At 61.9% G+C, this 16,896-nt stretch carries 8 protein-coding genes and 1 pseudogene; 6 read left to right on the top strand and 3 right to left on the bottom strand.

Going from position 1 to position 16,896, the window contains the following annotated elements; translation table 11 throughout:
- Positions 1–52 precede the first annotated feature (52 nt).
- Genes Q9K02_RS04465 through Q9K02_RS04455 form a run of 3 tightly spaced genes read left to right on the top strand, consistent with a single transcriptional unit; the run spans position 53 to position 6,055 of the window.
- Positions 53–2,458: a glycoside hydrolase family 3 N-terminal domain-containing protein gene (locus Q9K02_RS04465; RefSeq protein ID WP_422785407.1), complete on the top strand. Its 2,406-nt coding sequence runs from the start codon at positions 53–55 to the stop codon at positions 2,456–2,458.
- The gene (locus Q9K02_RS04460) at positions 2,455–4,842 is read left to right on the top strand and encodes a glycoside hydrolase family 3 N-terminal domain-containing protein (protein WP_305931806.1); all 2,388 of its coding nucleotides are present in this window, start codon (positions 2,455–2,457) and stop codon (positions 4,840–4,842) included. Before Q9K02_RS04465 ends, Q9K02_RS04460 begins: the two co-directional genes overlap by 4 nt.
- A 13-nt stretch (positions 4,843–4,855) precedes the next feature.
- Complete coding sequence (locus tag Q9K02_RS04455) at positions 4,856–6,055, top strand: endo-1,4-beta-xylanase (RefSeq protein WP_305931805.1); 1,200 nt, start codon at positions 4,856–4,858, stop codon at positions 6,053–6,055.
- Positions 6,056–6,251: 196 nt separating this feature from the next.
- Here the strand turns inward: Q9K02_RS04455 and Q9K02_RS04450 are convergent, their stop codons facing one another.
- Positions 6,252–9,539 (bottom strand): TonB-dependent receptor, encoded by a 3,288-nt coding sequence (locus tag Q9K02_RS04450; protein WP_305931804.1) that lies wholly within the window; start codon positions 9,537–9,539, stop codon positions 6,252–6,254.
- A 263-nt stretch (positions 9,540–9,802) separates the two neighbouring features.
- Between Q9K02_RS04450 and Q9K02_RS04445 the strand changes: the two genes are divergently transcribed.
- The 3 genes and pseudogenes from Q9K02_RS04445 to Q9K02_RS04430 all read left to right on the top strand — a co-directional run bounded on the left by Q9K02_RS04445 (position 9,803) and on the right by Q9K02_RS04430 (position 13,923).
- Positions 9,803–11,374 (top strand): tryptophan halogenase family protein, encoded by a 1,572-nt coding sequence (locus Q9K02_RS04445; RefSeq protein WP_305931803.1) that lies wholly within the window; start codon positions 9,803–9,805, stop codon positions 11,372–11,374.
- Positions 11,375–11,427: 53 nt separating this feature from the next.
- Positions 11,428–12,901, top strand: a pseudogene (locus tag Q9K02_RS14550) (tryptophan halogenase family protein).
- The gene (locus tag Q9K02_RS04430) at positions 12,898–13,923 is read left to right on the top strand and encodes a cupin-like domain-containing protein (protein ID WP_305931801.1); all 1,026 of its coding nucleotides are present in this window, start codon (positions 12,898–12,900) and stop codon (positions 13,921–13,923) included. Before Q9K02_RS14550 ends, Q9K02_RS04430 begins: the two are co-directional and overlap by 4 nt.
- Here the strand turns inward: Q9K02_RS04430 and Q9K02_RS04425 are convergent.
- Together Q9K02_RS04425 and Q9K02_RS04420 are read right to left on the bottom strand one after the other, a co-directional pair.
- On the bottom strand, positions 13,892–15,367 hold the full coding sequence (locus Q9K02_RS04425; RefSeq protein WP_305931800.1) for an FAD-dependent oxidoreductase: 1,476 nt from the start codon (positions 15,365–15,367) through the stop codon (positions 13,892–13,894). The genes Q9K02_RS04430 and Q9K02_RS04425 overlap by 32 nt on opposite strands.
- Positions 15,364–16,896: a tryptophan halogenase family protein gene (locus tag Q9K02_RS04420; RefSeq protein ID WP_305931799.1), complete on the bottom strand. Its 1,533-nt coding sequence runs from the start codon at positions 16,894–16,896 to the stop codon at positions 15,364–15,366. The genes Q9K02_RS04425 and Q9K02_RS04420 overlap by 4 nt, the downstream gene beginning before the upstream one ends.

The raw sequence follows: 16,896 nt of genomic DNA, 5'->3' as shown, positions 1-16,896 counted from the left end.
CTACCACAAAGTCGCGGGCGGTCAAGTCCCGCGCAGGGGAGAGGGACGATTAATGCGGAAATTCAAGCGCACGACGCTTACACTCGGTCTTTGTCTGGCGGCGCTGGCACCAATTGCGATACCTGCTGCTTCGGCACAGGACGTCGCGGTCGAGCGGGCGATGGCCGACGCGCCTTACTGGGACGCATCGCTCCCGGTCGAACAGCGCGTCGAAGACCTGCTTTCGCGAATGACGCTGGACGAGAAAGTCGCTCAGCTCATCACCGTCTGGAACAGTAAGAACGAGATCCAGGCCGACGGCGATGTGTTCGATCCCGCAAAGGCGGCAGCACGCTATCCCCACGGGATCGGTCAGATCGCGCGTCCTTCCGATCGTCTCGGCCCCTCCAGTCCGCGCGAAGTGCCGCGCCGGAGCATCGAGGACAGCATCCAGTATGTGATCGATGCACAGCGTTGGGCGATGGAGAACACCCGTCTCGGCATTCCCGTCCTCTTCCACGAGGAATCGCTTCACGGTTTCGCGGCGAAAGACGCGACGGCTTTTCCGCAATCCATTGGCCTGGCCAGCACCTGGGATCCCGATCTCGTCCGCGAGATCAACGACCTGATTGCTGGCGAGGTCCGCGCGCGCGGCGTCCATCTGGTCCTCTCCCCGGTTGTCGACGTCGCGCGCGATTCGCGCTGGGGCCGGATCGAAGAGACCTTCGGCGAGGATCCCTACCTTGTCGGCGAAATGGGTGTTGCCTCGGTAGAAGGGCTGACCGGCCCCGGCACCGACCGCAAGTTGCGCGACGGCCAGGTCATGGCCACCCTCAAGCACATGACGGGTCACGGCCAGCCAGAGAGCGGCACCAATGTGGGACCGGCACAAATCAGCGAACGCACCTTGCGCGAAATGTTCTTCCCGCCGTTCGAGCAGGTTGTGTCCCGCACTGCCATCGACGCCGTCATGGCGAGCTATAACGAGATCGACGGCATTCCCTCACACTCCAATTCCTGGCTCCTCAATGACGTGCTGCGCGGCGAATGGGGTTACAGGGGCGCGGTCGTTTCCGACTATTACGCAATCGAGGACATGGCGCGGCTCCATCAGATCGTCCCCGATTACAAGGCGGCCGGCGAACTCGCCTTGGTCTCGGGCGTAGATGTCGACCTGCCGGAAGGAGATGGCTTCGAAAATCTGGCCGAAAGCGTTCGTGAAGGGCGAGTTTCGATGGAAGCGATCGACACTGCAACCCGCCGCTTCCTAACGATGAAATTCAACGCCGGTATTTTCGACAATCCCTGGCCGGATCTCGCGCTTGCCAAGACCTCCAACGGTCCGGAGGGTGTCGCCCTCGCCCTGAAGGCTGCCGAGAAATCCCTAATTCTTCTCAAGAACGACGGTGTCCTTCCGCTTGACCTACCGACTGGCGGGGTGAACAAACCAACAATTGCCGTGATCGGGCCCAATGCGGACGTCGCCCGCCTTGGCGGATATTACGGCGAACCGCGCGCAAGCGTCACCCCGCTCGAAGGTATTCGGGCTCTTGCAGGAGACCGCGCCAACATTGTTCATGCGCTTGGCGTCGAAATTACCAAGGGCGATGACGATTGGTGGGAAGACGAGGTCGAACTCGGCGATCCGGTCGAAAATCGCCGCCGCATCGCCGAGGCCGTCGAAGTCGCCCGCGACGCCGATACTATTCTCCTTTTTGTCGGCGACACCGAAAAAACCAGCCGCGAAGGCTGGGCGCCCGAACATCTCGGCGATCGCACCAGCCTCGACCTGGTCGGGGAACAGAACGAGCTGTTCGAAGCGCTCAAGGCTCTCGGAAAGCCGATCGTCGTCGTCCTCGTGAATGGAAGGCCGCCGAGCTATCCGACCGTAGCCGAAGAGGCCGATGCCATCCTCGAGACGTGGTATGCCGGGGAGCAGCAGGGCACGGCTATCGCCAAGGCTCTGTTCGGCGAGGTCAATCCGGGCGGCAAGATGCCGGTCACCACGGCGCGCAACGTCGGCCAGCTGCCCAATTTCTATAACTACAAGCCGAGCGCGCGGCGCGGCTACCTCTTCGACGAGGTGACGCCGCTTTATCCCTTCGGTTATGGCCTATCGTATACGACGTTCGAGTTCGGAGAACCGGTCGCGTCTGCGTCCACGATTACCGCTGGCTCGCCCGTCACCGTGCGCGTGTCGGTCACGAACACCGGCGATATGGCTGGCGACGAGGTCGTGCAGGTCTATCTGCGCGACGAGATCAGCTCGGTCACGCGGCCGGTCAAGGAACTTGCCGGCTTCCAGCGTGTCACCCTCCAGCCAGGCGAAACGCAGCAGGTCGATGTCACGATCGAACCGCGCGCTTTCATGCTGTGGAACCGCGAAATGGAGCGTGTCATCGAGCCCGGCGAATTCACGCTCATGGTCGGCCCGAACTCGCAGGACCTTCAGGAAGTGACTGTTACGGTGCAGCCGTGAGCGTCAGTCGCCGCTCGGCGCTGAAGCTTTTTGCCGGGGGTAGCCTGTCCGCTATCGCGGTAACGCAGGCCCCGATCGCTTTTGCGCAAACCGGGCCGCTCTACCGTGACGCTGCGGCACCGATCCCGGCCCGCGTGGCCGACCTGATGGCGCGCATGACGCTGGAGGAAAAGGTCGCGCAAATCCGCACCGCCTGGGCAGCGAAAAGCGACATGATCGACGATCTGGCATTCGTTCCTGAGCGCGCGAGTGCAGCCTTCCCGCACGGGATCGGACATGTCACCCGGCCCAGCGACAAGCGCGGCGTGCCCGGCATCAGCGGAGCGGCAGGAGGCACGGCTGCTCGCTGGCGCACGCCCGAACAGACGGTCGAGTTCATCAATGCGCTTCAGCGTTGGGCGCTGGAGGACACGCGCCTCGGCATTCCGGTATTGCTGCATGAGGAATCGCTACACGGCTACATGGCGACCGAAGCAACCATGTTCCCGCAAGCAATTGCGCTCGCAGGCAGTTTCGATCTCGACCTGATGCGGCGGGTTCAGTCGACAACCGCGCGCGAGGTTCGCTCGCGCGGGGTACCCCTGGTCCTGAGCCCGGTTGTCGACATCGTCCGTGACCCGCGTTGGGGCCGGATCGAGGAGACCTGGGGCGAGGATCCCTATCTGGTCGGGGAAATGGGCGTGGCCGCCGTCGAGGGTCTGCAAGGCAAAGGAAAGTTCGAGAAGCTGGCCGATGGCAAGGTCTTCGCAACGCTCAAGCATATGACCGGCCACGGCCAGCCCGAGGCAGGCAACAATGTAGCTCCCGCCCAGATTTCGGAGCGTGACCTGCGGGAGAACTTCTTCCCCCCATTTCGCGAAATCGTCCGGCGTACGTCCATCCGCAGCGTCATGCCGAGCTATAACGAGATCGATGGTATTCCCAGCCACGCCAACATCTGGCTGCTGGGAGAGATCCTGCGCGGAGAATGGGGCTTCGATGGCGCAATCGTCAGCGACTACGGCGGCGTGCACGAACTGGCCACACTTCATGGTGTAGCCGACGATCTCGAGGACGCAGCGCGCCAGGCGCTCGTTGCCGGGGTCGACAGCGAATTGCCCGAAGGCATGGCGTTTGCGACGCTGGTCGACGCGGTGAACGAAGGACGTGTCGAGCAATCGTTGGTCGATACGGCCTGCGCGCGGATGCTGACCCTGAAATTTCGCGCCGGCCTGTTCGAAAATCCATACGGCGATGCGGCGCTCTCGCAACGCCTAACCGGCAATGCCGAAGCACGCGCCTTAGCGCTCGAGGCGGCGCGCAAAGGCGTCTGCCTCCTGACCAATAAAGGCGGCGCGTTGCCACTCGACCGCGCGAGGATGGGCCGCGTTGCCGTAATCGGACCCAACCACGCGATCGCCCGGCTTGGCGGCTATTCGAGTGTCCCGAAGCAGACGATCAGCCTTATCGAAGGCTTGCGGCAGGTCGCACCCGAAGCGGACTTCGTTACCGCGCAGGGCGTGTTCATCACGACAAGCGAGGATCGTTCGCAAGACCTGGTCTATCTCGCCGATCGAGAGGAAAACCTGCGCCTCATCGAAGAGGCGGTCGAAGTCGCCAAGACCGCGGATACGATCATCCTTGCGATCGGGGATACCGAACAGACGAGCCGCGAAGGTTTCGCCACCAACCACCTTGGCGATCGCACCGATATCGACATCGTCGGCGAGCAGAACGAACTGGTCGATGCCCTGGCCGAACTCGGCAAGCCGCTGATCGTCGCTGCCTATAACGGGCGCCCGCCCAGCTGGCCCAATGTCGTCGAAAAGGCCGACGCGATCCTGGAATGCTGGTACCCGGGACAGGAGGGTGGTATCGCCGTGGCCGAAGCGCTGCTCGGCGATATCAATCCGGGGGCGAAGCTTCCGGTGACGGTCGTTCGCAACGAAGGACAGATACCCTACTTCTACAACCACAAGCCCAGTGCACGGCGGGGTTACCTGTTCGACAATAAGGGGCCGTTGTTTCCCTTCGGCCACGGGTTGTCCTACACCTCGTTCGTCATTTCCCCGCCCCGTACGAGCAAGGCATCCTATTCGCTGAACGAAGCCATCCGGGTCGAAGTCGATGTCCGCAATACCGGCGAGCGGGCAGGCGACGAGGTGGTCCAGCTTTACATCACCCGAACCGATGTTTCGGTCACACGTCCCGTGCTCGAGCTCAAGGGTTTCGAGCGGGTGACGCTGCAGCCCGGTGAACAGCGGACGCTCACCTTCGCTATCGAGCCGGACCAGCTCACGATCTGGAATCGCGAGATGCAGGAAGTGAACGAGCCCGGCCCGGTCAAGCTATCGGCCGGCGCCAGCTCCGCCGAGCTTCAAGCCATCGATGTACAAATCGTCTAGGAGAGCAAAGAGAATGCCAAGCGACTTCCAAGTCTCGCGCCGCCAGGCCCTTGCGGGGCTGGCAGCACTTCCGCTGGTATCGTGTACCGGCGGGCTATCGGATGCAGCAACGGGCACGATGGACACCGCTTCTGCGGCTACGCGCTATCCCAAGCCGTCGCTGAATGCGCTGGCGCAGCGCGGCGGGCGATATTTCGGCAGCGCGATCGCATCCACGCCGGGACGTACCGACGCCGGATCGGTCCAGAACCCACGCTATACCGATTTGATCAAAGCCGAATGCGGCATGGTTGTCCCTGAAAACGAGATGAAGTGGCAGACCGTCCGGCCGGATCCCGATACATTCGATTTCTCACGTATGGACGATATTGCTGCCTGGGCGCGGACGAACGGAATGGCCCTGCGCGGCCACACCCTCTTGTGGCACCGGCCGCAGTGGTTTCCGGAATGGCTCAACAACTACGACTATGGCCCAAATCCCGTCGCCGAGGCCGAACGCCTGGTCACGGAGCATATTCGGGCAGTGACCGACCGCTACCGCGGCGTCATCACCAGCTACGATGTCGTGAATGAGGCGATCGATCACGAACGCAACGCGCCGATCGAAACGAGTCTGTCACGCGCGATGGGAAGCCCCGAGGCAGTCATCGACCTGGCCTTCCACGTGGCGCGTGAGCAACTCCCCAACGGTCAGTTGGTCTACAATGACTACATGAGCTGGGAACCTGCTCACCGAGAGCACTGCGACGACGTCCTGCGCTTGCTGGAAGGGATGATGAAACGCGGCACCCCGGTCGATGCACTCGGTATCCAATCGCATATCGAGATGTTCGAGATCGACCCTGCGACCGGGGTTGGTCCTTATGCGGAGCGCGAGTGGCGCCGTTTCCTGGACGAAGTTACCGGCATGGGATTGCGGCTGCTCATCACGGAGTTCGATGTGAAGGACAAGGCCCTGCCTGCCGACATCCCGGAGCGAGATCGCAAGATTGCCGATTATACGCGGCGCTATTTCGACGTGATGCTCGACTATGATGCACATCTCGACGACATCCTTGCCTGGGGCATGGTCGATAAATTCAACTGGCTGCAATATTTCGATCCGGCCGAGCGGACCGACGGCCTGGAGGTCCGCGGCACGCCCTACAGCTCGGACTACGAAGCAAAACCGATGCGGACGGCTATCGCTCAGGCGCTGATCGAGGCAGCCTAACTCGCACACAGACGGTTTGGACAAAGGGGCCGCGTCACTCTTGCAGTGGCGCGGCCTTTTGCTGCGTGAGCGACACGTATCGTCTCGTTAGCAACGGCCGGAACTGTCGGCCGGTCGCTTACAGTACGCGAAAAAGAAAGGGCCGCGCTACCGGATGCGGTAGCGCGGCCCTTTCCGGGAGGATCAATCGCGGGGCTTAGAAATTGCCGCGAATGATGAAGGAGAACCGGCGGTCATTCATGAAGTAGGACCGCGGTGCCAGATCGTCCGGATTGCCCGTGTACGCCTGCGTGGTCTTCGTCACCTCGTTGAGCAGATTCACACCCTGGACGCCCACCCGAAGATCGCCCGGGAGATCCAAAATGCTCTTGAGATTAATGAACAGCGAGGCGTCCAGCTGTCCCGTCGGCTCGTTGAAAATCGAGTAGTACGGGAAGATCACGTCCGAAGCCGTCAGCAGGAAGCGCGAACGCCAGTTGTAAGCTGCACGGAGCGAGATCGGCCCCTTCTCGTAAAAGCCAGCCACGTTCACATTGTGCTTCGACAACTGCTCCAACGGCAAGTTGCCGGGCGGAACGGTGGAATCGTTCGGAACGTTGCCACCGTTCAGGAAGGTATTGGGCAGGCCCGAACTGTCGATGTAGGTATAGTTCGCCTGCATTCCCAATCCATCGAGCGGCGCCGGGAGGAACTCGTAGGTCTGCTGGTATGCGACCTCGAAGCCCTTGATCTTGCCGGTGCCATCGAAGTTGGCAGGGCCGCGAATGGTAATATCGCGCGATTCCCCGCTGGCATTCGTGATCGTTTCCGTACGGACGGACTGGAAGAAGAAGTTTTCGACCGACTTGTAGAAGCCGTTCAACGTCAACGATCCGACCCTGGCGAAGTACCATTCCAGACTTGCATCGAACTGCCAGGCTGTCGCCGGAAGCAGATCGGGCGCACCCGCCGTTCCGGTGAAGTTGCCCGAATTGTCGATGCTGGCCGTGAAGTAGTTGCGGATGTAGCTGTTCTCGGGGCGCGTCATCACCTTCGATCCGGCGAGGCGCAGGATCAGATCATCGGTAATTCCGAAGCGCAGGTTGGCACTGGGCAACCAGTAATCATACTCGTTATTGACCTGGTTGAAGATGAACACACCGTCGGCGAAATTCTGCAATCCTTCGTAGAATTCCTGACCTCGGTTGCAGATACCGCCAGGAATAGCGGTACCGCCACCTGCAGCCTCGGGTCGCGCACGCGGAGCGCATCGCACATCGAAGTCTTGCGCGATACCGAGGCCGTCTCGCGTGCCTGCGGTCCGGAAGGTCGCCGACTTGATGTCCGACTTGACGTACCGAACACCCACATTGCCCGACATCCGCAGATTGCCGAACAGGTTGTCGCTGCCAAACTCGAGCATGAGGTAGGCCGCGTAATCGTCCTGCTTAACCGTCTGGATGTCGGAAGGCAGATAGGGCGTACCGTCGATTGCACCGTCACGGCCGGCCAGCGGATTCCACGTCGGAGCAGCGCCGAGTTCGATTGCCCGGTCCTGAACCGATCGCAAGAAGTCGACCGAACCTTGATAATCGTCGATCAGGTCGCCGCTGTAGTAGAAGGCACCCGGAGGGCCGGGGACTTCCCCGCGGAAGAAGTTCGGGAATTCGTATCGTTCCGAAGCACCTTCCGGCGTATCCGCGAAATTGACGGGGCGACTACCGGACCAGGTCTCGCTGAGCATACCCCAGTTATAGGTGGTGTAGCGAACCGTCTGGTCGCGGGTCTGGAAACGCCCGCCGAAACGTGCCCGACGGATGAACGAATCTTCGTCGAAATCATACGCCCAGTCGTTTGCAAAGGCGAACTGGTCGCCTTCGCTATCCTCGGCGTGGTCCATCGCGGCACGCCAGAACTGGAAGCGCGGATCGCTGAAATATTGCGCATCGTCCGCATTCGCCAAGGCTTCCGACGGCGCCGACCAGGTATAGCCGAGGAATTGGGGACGATGCGGTATGATGACCGGATAGTCTCCGGTGAGATCCAGCTCCTGATCGGCGAAATTCGATCCGAACACGCTGAAATCGAGATTTTCCTTGCGCGACGTCGCATACTGCGCGTCGAGCCTGACCTGCAGCCGATCGGTCAGCTGGTGTTCGAGGTTGAGGCTGTAGTCATCATTCGTCGTCTCATCGAGCACCTGACGACGGGCCAGTGAAAACTGGGATCCGCCGATTGGAACAAAGGGCGACGTACCGGGGTCGCCGCGCCAGCCGTTCGAAGCGTCGACGATGTATCCCGACTGGAACAGGCCGTTTTCGTCGTAAACGTAGTCGGTGAACCCACCGACAGGGCACTGGGCACGCGGCGGCGTTTCGTCGTTCGGATCGATCACGCCATTGCTGTCGATCACGTTCGGGCCGTTGGCGTTCTGCTGACAACCGATCGGATAGGTCGAATATTCGGAAAGATCGGGAGCCGTTTCGTAGGTGTATTCACCCCATCGGTTGGTGGTGTGCGACCGGATGAATTCCGCAGTTACCCGCGTCCGCTCGTCGAGGCTTTCCCACTGGGCTGCGGCACTGATACCGTCGCGCTTGCGATTGAAATCCTGGGTGCGGAACTGACCGCCGACCGGCGCAACGCGATAATCGGCATAATCGGCGAAACCATCGGCACCTGCGGCGCCTTCCGTGCCGCAGGCCGAATTTGGCGGTGGCAGCGTGGTCGTGTCGGTGCCCGACGGCAACGGATTGCGACAAACGAACCGGTCGGCGGTATTGGCAATCGCCACCAGTTGGCCATCGCGCGTCTGATAGTTCGCAATCTGCAAACCATCAGCGCGGCTCTTGATCTGCGAATAGGCGCCGCTGATCAGCAGGCCGAAGCGACCTGCATCGGTGGTCCAGGATTTGCTCAGCAAACCCGAGAACGTCGGCGTCCATTCCTTGCGGAAATCGCCGTAATTGGCTTCCGCACTCAGAGCGATCTTAAGGTCGTCGGAATTGCTGTCGAACGGCTTGCGCGTATTGAGATTGACCGTGCCGGCAAGGCCGCCTTCGATCATGTTGGCGGTCGCGTTCTTGCTGATGATGACCGAGCCGAGCAGCTCCGAAGGGACATCGGCGAAGTTCAGCGCCTGACCGCCGACACCGGCAGCGAAAGCCGTGCGGCCATTGAACTCCGAACGAACGAAGTTGAGGCCACGAACGACAACGCCCGAACCCTCGACGGAGAAGTGGTCGGGGTCGTTCGAACCCGCGAACCGGTTGATCGCGACACCGGGGACACGCTGCAGCGCCTCGGTGACGGAGCGGTCCGGCAGGGCGCCGATGTCTTCGGCGGTAATCGCATCGACAACCGTGTCGGCATCGCGCTTGATATCCTGCGCATTGGCCAGCGACTGCCGGATGCCGGAAACGACAATCACATTGTCTTCGGCCGGCTCGGCCTCTTCCTCGATGTCCTGCGCAAAAGCCCCCGAACTGCAGATCAGACTGCTCACCACAAGAGCCGAAGCCCCGGTCCGCAAAAACGATTTTCTGAGTACGTCTTGTCCGTCTGCACGCATACCGCGGCTGGACATCGCCTTGGCCATAAGACCATCCCTCCCATGTTAGCGCTACCACTATATTGCGGCAGCTTGCTTTTCCTCGACCAATTTAGTTATCGGGATGTGTCGGGCTTGGCAAGAGGGTAGATGGGCTGATTGCCGAAATACTGTGGCAAATTGCCAACAACTCCGAGAGGCGATAGGACTGACACCCCATGGGACAGGTGAATGGTATCGGTAACGTAAATCGGATCGAACGGGTCGTAATCGTGGGCGGCGGCACCGCCGGCTGGATGGCTGCTGCGGCGCTGGCGCGCTTCTTCAACGATGGGCGGCGCAGGATCACGCTGGTCGAATCCGATGCGATCGGGACCGTCGGAGTTGGCGAGGCGACCATCCCGCCGATCGCAAATTTCAACGCGATGCTGGACATTCGCGAAGATGAATTTCTGCGCGCGACGCGCGGCACCTACAAGCTCGGCATCGAGTTCGTGAACTGGGGCAGGCAAGGCGACCGCTATTTCCACCCGTTCGGCAGCTATGGCCAATCCTTTCACGGTATCGCCTTCCATCAACTGTTCCTGCGCGAGCAGGCACGAGGTGCAGGCTCTGGCACGATCGGCGATTATTCCATGAGCACCGCGGCGGCCATGGCGGGAAAGTTCGCGCGACCGGCGCCGGGGGCGAAATCGGTCGTAAACCAGATCGCCTATGCCTACCATTTCGATGCCGGCCTCTATGCGGCTTTCCTGCGCAAAATGGCTGAACAACGAGGTGTAAGGCGCATCGAGGGCAAGATCGAGACCGTCGAACGCCATGGAGAATCCGGCGATGTCCAAGCTGTCGTCCTCGAGAACGATACAAGAGTAGAAGGCGACCTGTTCATCGACTGTTCCGGCTTCCGTGGCCTTCTGATCGAAGACACCCTTGAAGCCGGCTATGAAGACTGGAGCCACTGGTTGCCGATGGACCGCGCCATTGCAGTCCCGTCACGGAATGTAGGAACACCGCCCCCCTTCACGCGCTCGACCGCGCATGGCGCCGGGTGGCAATGGCGCATCCCGCTCCAACACCGAACCGGTAACGGTCACGTGTTTTCCAGCGGCTATATGCAAGAGGACGAGGCGCGGGAGATTCTCATGGCGAACCTGGACGGCGAACCTCTGGCCGAACCGCGAACCCTGCGCTTTTGCACCGGAATGCGAAAGAAAGCTTGGAGCCACAATGTCGTCTCGCTCGGCTTGTCGTCGGGGTTCATCGAGCCACTCGAATCGACCAGCATTCATCTCATTCAGAACGGTATCGCGCGGCTGTTCGCGCTCTTCCCCGACAACCCGGTCAGCCCCATCGAGCGCGACGAATACAATCGCGGCATGCGCGAGCTCTACGAAGACGTGCGCGACTTCATCATTCTGCACTACAAGGCCACGCAACGCGGCGACACCGAATTCTGGCGATACGTGCGCGATATGGAAGTACCGGCAAGCCTGGCACGGAAGATTGATCTTTGGCGATTGCATGGCCGCGTTTTCCGCGAAAATGCCGAGCTTTTCGTCGCCGATAGCTGGATTGCCGTCATGCTGGGCCAAAACATCTGGCCGGAAAGCTACGACGCCATTGCCGATTCGCTCGATCCCGACCGGGTCGCGGCAGCGATGCATCAAATGCGTGCCGCCTATCGCGAAACGGCGGAAAAGCTGCCAGCGCATGAAGCCTTTATTCGCCAATCGAACGGGTGGCATCTTGACGAACCACTTGCCGCGCCCTTGTCGAGCATTGCCTCGTGACTGCCGGCCCGGTTGCGAAAGTCGTCATTGTCGGCGGCGGGTCCTCTGGCTGGATGGCCGCGGCCGCGCTTTCCCATGTCTTGGGGAAACTACCCGGATTCTCGATTACCCTCGTGGAGAGCGAGGCGATCGGCACGGTTGGCGTCGGCGAGGCGACAATCCCGCAAATTATCGGTTTCAACCGCATGCTCGGCCTCGACGAGATGCAGTTCGTGCGGGAAACCCGCGCGACGTATAAATTGGGGATCGAGTTCGTAGATTGGCTTCGGCCGGGGCACTCCTATGTCCATCCCTTCGGAACCTACGGCCTCGACATGCTGGGTATCGAATTCCAGCACTTCTGGATCCGCGGTAACGAGCTCGGTGACACAACGCCGGTCGACGCCTATTCGATAGCTGCAATGGCCGGGAAGGCCGGCAAGTTCGACTGGCCGCGACCCGACACCAAATCCCCGATGGCGAAGCTTGCCTACGCCTTCCAGTTCGATGCCGCCCGCTATGCGAGCTTCCTGCGCAGTTTGGCGGAGGGCAGCGGCGTTGAGCGCATCGAGGGCCGCGTGGTCGAAGTGCATCAAAACGGCGAGACCGGCTTCGTAACCGGCGTTTCTCTCGACCATGGCAAAAAGGTCGAGGGCGAACTGTTCATCGACTGCTCGGGGTTTCGCTCGCTTTTGCTGGGGCAAACGCTCGCCGTCCCCTTTAAAGACTGGTCGCGCTGGCTTCCATGCGACAGTGCCGTCGCGGTGCCTTGTTCCCTCGGCGGCAGAAACGAGCCTCTGACCCGATCCACAGCGCGCGCTGCAGGATGGCAATGGCGCATTCCGCTCCAGCACCGGCTCGGCAACGGCCATGTCTTCGCCTCCGAGCATATGGATCGCGCAAAAGCCACCGATCTTCTGCTCGCCAACCTCGATGGAGAACCCTTGGCCGAGCCGAACCAGCTCAGCTTCAAGGCAGGCCACCGCGCGCGCTTGGGAAAAGAACGTGATCGCGCTGGGGCTTGCGGCAGGATTTCTCGAGCCACTGGAATCGACATCGATCCATCTGGTTCAGTCGGGGATTGCCCGGCTGTTATCGCTGTTTCCCGACAAGAGCTTCTGCGAAGTCGAGATCGCGCGGTTCAATGCGGAAACCGATCGCGAATATGCCGATATCCGCGACTTCCTCGTCCTCCATTACAGCGCCACGGAGCGCGATGACTCGGAGTTCTGGCGCTATTGCCGCAACCTCGAGGCACCCGACGGTTTACGCGAAAAGATCGAGATGTTCCGCAGCTCGGGCCGTATTTTCCGCGAAAACAACGAGCTTTTCACCGAGGCCAGCTGGCTTGCCGTCATGCTGGGACAGGGCATTCTGCCGCAAAGTCACCATCCCGTCGCCCGTGTGCTGGACGACGAAGAAACACTGACTCGGCTTGCGCATATACGCGGCGTAATCGCACAGACGACGCAGCAATTGCCGACGCAGGACCAATTCCTGCAGCAGCGTGGTGGGGCGATGGCAGCCGAAGAACGCCGTATCGCATGACCGAACTGCCAGCGCCCGCGCCGATCCCCGAGATCGAAGCGCCAGTCACTCGCGAAGCTTTCGAAGACATCCGCTCGGCAACACGCCCCGTGATTTTGCGCGGGCTGGTCGGGTCATGGCCCGCAGTCGAGGCGGCGCGGCGAAGTGACGAGGCCATCTGCCAGTATTTGATCGATCGCTCCGCCAGTCGGCCTGTCGATGCGATCGCGGCACCGCCGAGAGCCGGAGGACGCTTTTTCTACACCGACGACCTGCGGTCGCTCAACTTCGTCAAGGCGAGCGGGCCCTTACCAGCATTTCTCGGCGATCTCCTGAAAGCGAAAACGATCGATGCACCGCCCGCAATGGCCGTGCAGTCGGAGAGTGTAGAGGCACTTGCCCCGCCTTTCGCGCGGGAGAACGTGCTCGCGCTTCTCCCCGATGTCGCGCCGCGCATCTGGATCGGCAACCGCATCCGCGTCGCGCCGCATTACGATGCGAAGGAGAATGTCGCCTGTTGCGTAGCGGGGCGGCGGCGCTTTACGCTGTTTCCCCCGCAGCGAACCGCGGATCTTTATCCGGGCCCCTTCGAACTGACGCCTGCCGGGACGCCGGTGAGCATGGTCGATCTCGCCGAACCGGATCTCGAAGAGTTTCCACGCTTTGCCGATGCCTGGAGCGAGGCGGAGGTCGCGACGCTCGAGCCGGGCGATGCGATCTACATCCCCTATGGTTGGTGGCACAGCGTCGAATCGCTCGAGCCGGTGAGCATCCTCGTCAATTACTGGTGGGCGCCGGGCAAGCCGGACGGGGTCGGCAGCCCCTATGATGCGTTGCTACACGCCATGCTCGCCTTCAAGCATTTACCGGCGGACCAGCGCGCAGTTTGGCGCGAGATGCTGGACTATTATGTTTTCGAGCGATCCGGCGATCCTGCAGCCCATTTGCCCGGTCAGGCAAAAGGCATTCTCGGACCGCCAAATCCGGAACTGTTCGCTCAAATGCGCGGGCTTATCCGGCGCGCATTGGGGACTGCTGGCTGACCGAAGCGAGCCATTGTGCATAGGGCGGCGCAAAATCGATTGCCGCTTGCGCCCGAGCAGCGAAGTCGCGGTGGGCTTGCTCTTCCACGGCGGCATCAGCGTTATGCGCCGCAGGCGGGAGACCGGGCGTGAAACCCAGCGCGACCAGCAGCGCGAAACGCTCCTGCGCCAACAGCGGGTCTTCTTCGCGGAACAGGATGCGACCGCGACGCCGGAACTGATCGAGCTCGTCCGCCAGACGGCCCGGCAGCGGTCGCTTGCCGAAAATCGTCTGGGCGCGCGTCGCGGCGAAATGGATTGCCAGCGTTTCGTGCACCGCCTCCATCATCATGATCGACCGGCGGTTGTACTCGTCACGTTCTAGGGGTTCGATATGCTTACCGGGCAGCATTTCCAGCAACAACTCGATTTGGCGGTGCGCCAGGTCGAGATGATAGGGACCGACAGGCTCGAAACGCGCACAGGCATCGCCGATCGCGATCACGTTGCCGAGCCAGGGTTCGGCAATTCTCCCGGAACTCAGATTGATCGCAGCCAGTGCCGGCGCACCAAGTGTCGCTAGCGCCGCGTCGCGATCGACGCCTTCGCCCGTTCCCAGCATCGTATGGAGACCGTCGCGGCCCGCAACTTGCGTCACCCAACCCGTGTCCACCAGCGAAACACGGTCTTCGAGAGCAATTACCGTATCGGTAGGCCGTCCGACATATACCATGCGTGTTGGCAAAGTGTCCGACCAGTCGATCAGGGCGAAATCGGGATGCGAGGCGGACAGGGTGGCGGCCGGTCCGCTGCAATCGACGAACAGATCTGCCTCGACCCGGCCCTGACCGGCCAGCCGGATCGCCCCAATCGATGCGCCCTCGCCGACCTCGACAGCCTCGATCTGACCTTCGATGTAGTCGACGCCCAATGCCTGCGCGCGCTCGATCAGCAGGTCGCGATAGGCGGCCGGGTTCCAGCGCAGCGCATAATCGACCTCCGACAGCGGCGTCTGCTGGTCGGGCGGTGGTGGTGCGAAGCGGCCTGCTTCGGCCAGCACTTGCGCGATCGAGCCCTGCCGCCGGTCGGTGCGGCCCAGCTGCCGTGTCGCGCCCCATTCGCGCGAGAAAGCGGTCTTGAGCGTCGGGTCGAGCGTTTCGCCATAGGAAAAGAGGCCCTCTTCGCCCGCGGCGCTCCATCCCTGAAACCGCGTAACCAGCCGATAGCTGCCACCTGCCTTCAGGACTATCTCGCTCTCCTCCAGGCCCAGCCGCTCATGCATCGAGGTGGAATTCGGCAGGGACGTCGGCGCGAAATCCGCGAAGGAAGCGGGATTCGGCTGCTGCCCCACCAGCACGACCTGGCTGACCGGCATGGCCTGGCGCAGCGCGGCGGCGGCGAGGATGCCGACCTGCCCGCCACCGACGACGACGATGCGGCGACACGGGTCACGCGGCACGCTCATGCCGCGTCCGCGAGGCGGGCGGCCTCTCCGCGCAAATACTCGCGATGGTTCGGCATGGCCCCGACCTCCCGCAAGACTGCTTCGCGAAGGCGCTCCGTCGCCTGAGCAAGCTGTTGCGGATTGCCGAGCGCAGGCCGCGTATCGTGCCGTTCCGGCAGCATCCCCTGCCCGACATAGACCGCAATCCAGCTGGCATCGTAAAACAGCCCGTCGGAATATTTCTCGATCCGGGCCGCCTTGCGCCACAGTTCCAGCTTATCGGCGAGGCTGTCGGGCACGGTCATCGTGCGCACATGGTTCCAGAATTCGGAATCGTCGCGCGTGGTCGCATGGTAGTGCAGGATCAGGAAATCGCGGACGCGATCGTATTCCATGTCGACCAGGCGGTTGAATTCCGCCCGGTCGCGCGGGTCGATCGCGCCGTCCTGCGGGAACAGCTCGATCAGGTAGGTAATTGCCATTTGCGCCAAGTATATAGAGGTCGATTCGAGCGGTTCGAGGAATCCGCTCGCCAGGCCCACGCCGATGACATTGTGGCTCCAGGAATGGCGTCGACGACCGGGGCGGAAACGCAGTATGCGCGGATCGGCCAGCGGTTCACCCTCCGCGGCTCCCATAATCGCCTCGCAGGCTTCTTCTTCGGAGATTTGCGCGCTGGAGAACACATACCCATTACCCATGCGGTGCTGCAGCGGGATCTGCCAGCGCCACCCGGCCGGCATGGCAGTCGCCGTGGTATAGGGTCGGATGTCATCGGTAACATGGCTGCATGGCATTGCCGCCGCGCGGTCGCAGGGCAGCCAGTGGGTCCAGTCCTCCCATTCTTCCTTCAATTCCTGCCCCAGCAGGAGCGAGCGGAAGCCCGAGCAGTCCACGAACAGGTCGCCTTCGATCCGGCGGCCATCTTCGAGCACCAATGCAGTTACATCGCCATCCGCGCTATCGCGGTCGAGCGACGTGACCTTGCCTTCGTGACGCTCGACCCCGATCGACAGGCCGAACTCGCGAATGAAGGGGCCGAACAGCGTCGCGTCGAACTGGTAGGCATAGCCATAGGTCGAGGCCAGACTGGTATCCTGTGCCGGTGGGCGAAACCGGTTGGCCTGCGCGGCGGCCACGGCGAGCGAATAGTCGCCCAGCGGGCGGGCAAGGCCTTGCCGCTGCAATTCGAGCCAGTAGTGATGGAAGCTGACCCCCCTCAGCTCTTCGCCGAAGGAGCCGAACGGGTGGATATAACTTTCGCCGATACGCCCGAAATCGCGGAAGTCGATGCCCAGCTTGTAAGTCGCATGGGTGGCCTTCATGAAAGCCGCTTCGTCGATGCCGAGCGTTTCGACGAAGCCGCGAATGTGCGGCAGCGTGGCCTCCCCCACGCCGACGATGCCGATGTCCTCGCTCTCGACGAGCGCGACATCGGCAAGATCGGGCAGCAGTTTCGCGATGCCCGCCGCCGTCATCCAGCCCGCCGTGCCGCCGCCGAGAACGACGACGCGGACTTTCCTGCGGCCTGCGGGCATTTCTTCGCTCAT

The sequence above is a fragment of the Qipengyuania profundimaris genome (genome assembly GCF_030717945.1).
GTDB classification, from domain to species: Bacteria; Pseudomonadota; Alphaproteobacteria; order Sphingomonadales; family Sphingomonadaceae; genus Qipengyuania; species Qipengyuania profundimaris.
This window is presented reverse-complemented; position numbering and strand designations above follow the sequence as displayed.

Bases quoted from the DNA above. Each gene is read 5' to 3' on its own strand.
- Q9K02_RS04465 (WP_422785407.1), top strand. From the start codon at position 53: ATGCGGAAATTCAAGCGCACGACGCTTACACTCGGTCTTTGTCTGGCG.
- Q9K02_RS04455 (WP_305931805.1), top strand. From the start codon at position 4,856: ATGCCAAGCGACTTCCAAGTCTCGCGCCGCCAGGCCCTTGCGGGGCTG.
- Q9K02_RS04445 (WP_305931803.1), top strand. From the start codon at position 9,803: ATGGGACAGGTGAATGGTATCGGTAACGTAAATCGGATCGAACGGGTC.
- Q9K02_RS04430 (WP_305931801.1), top strand. From the start codon at position 12,898: ATGACCGAACTGCCAGCGCCCGCGCCGATCCCCGAGATCGAAGCGCCA.
- Q9K02_RS04425 (WP_305931800.1), bottom strand. From the start codon at position 15,367: ATGAGCGTGCCGCGTGACCCGTGTCGCCGCATCGTCGTCGTCGGTGGC.
- Q9K02_RS04420 (WP_305931799.1), bottom strand. From the start codon at position 16,896: ATGAGCGAAGAAATGCCCGCAGGCCGCAGGAAAGTCCGCGTCGTCGTT.